Genomic DNA, 2,430 nt, shown 5'->3' with positions numbered 1-2,430 from the left:
GCAAAAGGCAGAGTCGAAAGACTCAACCAGACGCTCCAGTCACGATTACCAGTCGAACTAAGGCACGCTCATATCACCAATATAGAGGAAGCCAATGTATTTTTAAACTCCTACATAAAAAAATACAATAATCAGTTCGCTCTACACCTTAATAGTACCAAATCGGTATATGAGAAGCAACTGATTATTCGCTCGTAATTGCACCAGTAGTCGCAGACCTATGCACCACCCCTGTCGCATTAAGTGCACCACCTAACTCTTACCAGAATAATAGCCAATCATGATAGTCATGATTGGCTAAATAATTCCCTTATTTTATTCTAAAATTATCAGTACCCATATCTATATCGATTCTATTATGTACTATTCTATCAAGCAGAGCTTCTGTCAATGTTGACTTATGCAGCTTATCATACCAGTCTTCAGTTGGATACTGACTACAGAAGATAGTTGAACACGTATCATGTCTTACTTCCATTAATTCTGAAATGAACTGCTTATCCTGATCACTCATTTCATACATCAACCATTCATCCAGTATCAAAAGTTCATACTTGGCATACTTCTGCACTGCCTGGGATAGGCTCTTTCCAGAGTTTCTCATGTTATCATATAGTTCAAGTAATCTAGGAAGTCTAATATAGAATGCCTTATGTCTTTGTTTAATAGCCTCATTAGCTATGGCACAGGCAAGCCATGTTTTACCTGTACCACAGGGACCATGTATAACCAGATTTGTATTCAGATTCATAAAGCTGCATGTAGCTAAAGAAGAAACAAGATCTTTAGTTATGAGACGATTATCAGTGTAATGAACATCCCTTAGATCCGCTTCTAAATAGCGAAGCTTAGCTCTTTTCTTCAGTTTCTTTACTGCTTCGTTATATCTACACTGATATACCATATCTATAATCAACTTAATTTTCTCATCAAATGATAAAGTGATATAAGTAGTATTAGATTCAACTGTATTTACTGCATCAATGACATCAATAATGCCCATCTCAGATGCCTTTCTTATAGTTTCATTGTCAATCATTTTGATCTGCCTCCATAGAATTCAGGCCCTCTTAAATGGCCTGTTGCTTTCTCTTCCTTTTTCATATTTTCCTGTAAATTCTGTCTATCTTGATTGTTGGCTAGAATGGCATTAAGATGTCTATATCTAGGTGATGGATATTTACTCAAAGCTATCTGGCAGGATATTTCGAGTCTTTCTTTTGAATATTTATCACTTAGATGCAGTACACTTAATGCAGGATTATATCCCTGTTCTTTAACTACGCTAGTTAGAAATATATTATCTATTACCTTTCTAGTGTAAGGGCCAATTTTACTGGCCCATTTTTTTATACGCTCATCATCCCATTCTGTTACTTTGACAGACTCTGGCATATCATGATCATATGTTGAATATCTGTTTTTAACGTAATCTGGAAACACCTTATGTACATTAATGCGCTTATTTTGATAATAGGTAGTCAATGTGGTCTCAGTTACCTTAATATCTACCATCTTGCCTACATATTCATATGGAACTGAATACCAGTTCTTTTTATAAGCGATATGACAGTTAAGCTGTACCTTTCTTGAATAAAACCAGTGACATACCTCAAAAGGAAATTCAGGGAGTGGTCTTAGTGTTTTCTTCTCTACCTCTTCGAATACTTCCTTTCTGCTTCCATCTCTCTTCTGGAATGGTGTGGAGTTGAACACCTCAAGTCTTTCTCTAACTGCCTTATACAGTTCTTCAAATGAATTAAACTCTCTGTTTCTTAATGAAGCGATTATGACAGTAGCTATCTTTCCTACAGTGCCTTCTACACTTGCCTTCTGCTTCGGCTTTCTGACCTGTGCAGGCATGATGGCAGTCATATAATGATTTCCAAAATCACTGTAAGTATCAGTAAGGATGATTTCTCCGTTTTTAGGATGCATCACAACACCTGTCTTAAGGTTATCGCAGACTACTCTTACTGTAGATCCACCAAAGTACTCAAACATGTGACGATTACAATTGATCCATGTATTCATCTTCATATCCTTTGTAGCTTCTACATATGAATACTGAGAGAATGGGAGTGTAGCTACAAATAGATATACCTTAACCACTTCACCTGTAGAAGGAACAGTATAATGCATTGTAGGCCCACTCCAGTCTACTTCAGTACGAATACCTGGCTTATGCTGGATATGGTTGGTATAGTTGTGGTTCTGAACATGTTCTGTGTATCCTCTGCAGAACTTTGAATAGCTTACTGGATACTTCCCATCATTTATCTTGATGCAGTATTCATTCCATAACAGCTTCAGAGTGACTCCAGGTTTAGATAATTCATTATGAATATATTCATAATCTGTTATGAAATGACGATTGTCAAGTGGAAATAACACATTTCTTTGATTTTCGTTTTTCGTTTTCCGTTTTTT

Annotated in this window: 2 protein-coding genes and 1 pseudogene; 1 reads left to right on the top strand and 2 read right to left on the bottom strand. The window is 36.4% G+C overall.

Annotated features, from left to right (window positions below; genetic code table 11):
- A pseudogene (locus tag EAI80_RS13910) lies at positions 1–177 on the top strand (ISNCY family transposase); the annotation flags it as partial.
- A gap of 133 nt (positions 178–310) precedes the next feature.
- Here the strand turns inward: EAI80_RS13910 and EAI80_RS12710 are convergent.
- Entirely contained in the window at positions 311–1,039 is a 729-nt protein-coding gene (locus EAI80_RS12710) for an ATP-binding protein (RefSeq protein WP_129982332.1), read from the bottom strand.
- The coding region (gene istA / locus EAI80_RS12705; protein ID WP_238634625.1) for an IS21 family transposase at positions 1,036–2,430 on the bottom strand (1,395 nt) is incomplete at its 5' end. The genes istA and EAI80_RS12710, both read right to left, overlap by 4 nt.

This window comes from Catenibacterium sp. co_0103 (genome assembly GCF_004168205.1).
Classification (GTDB): Bacteria; Bacillota_I; Bacilli_A; order Erysipelotrichales; family Coprobacillaceae; genus Catenibacterium; species Catenibacterium mitsuoka_A.
Note: the sequence above shows the minus strand (reverse complement) of the source record. Positions and strands in the feature narration are given on the sequence as shown.

Bases quoted from the DNA above. Each gene is read 5' to 3' on its own strand.
- EAI80_RS12710 (WP_129982332.1), bottom strand. From the start codon at position 1,039: ATGATTGACAATGAAACTATAAGAAAGGCATCTGAGATGGGCATTATT.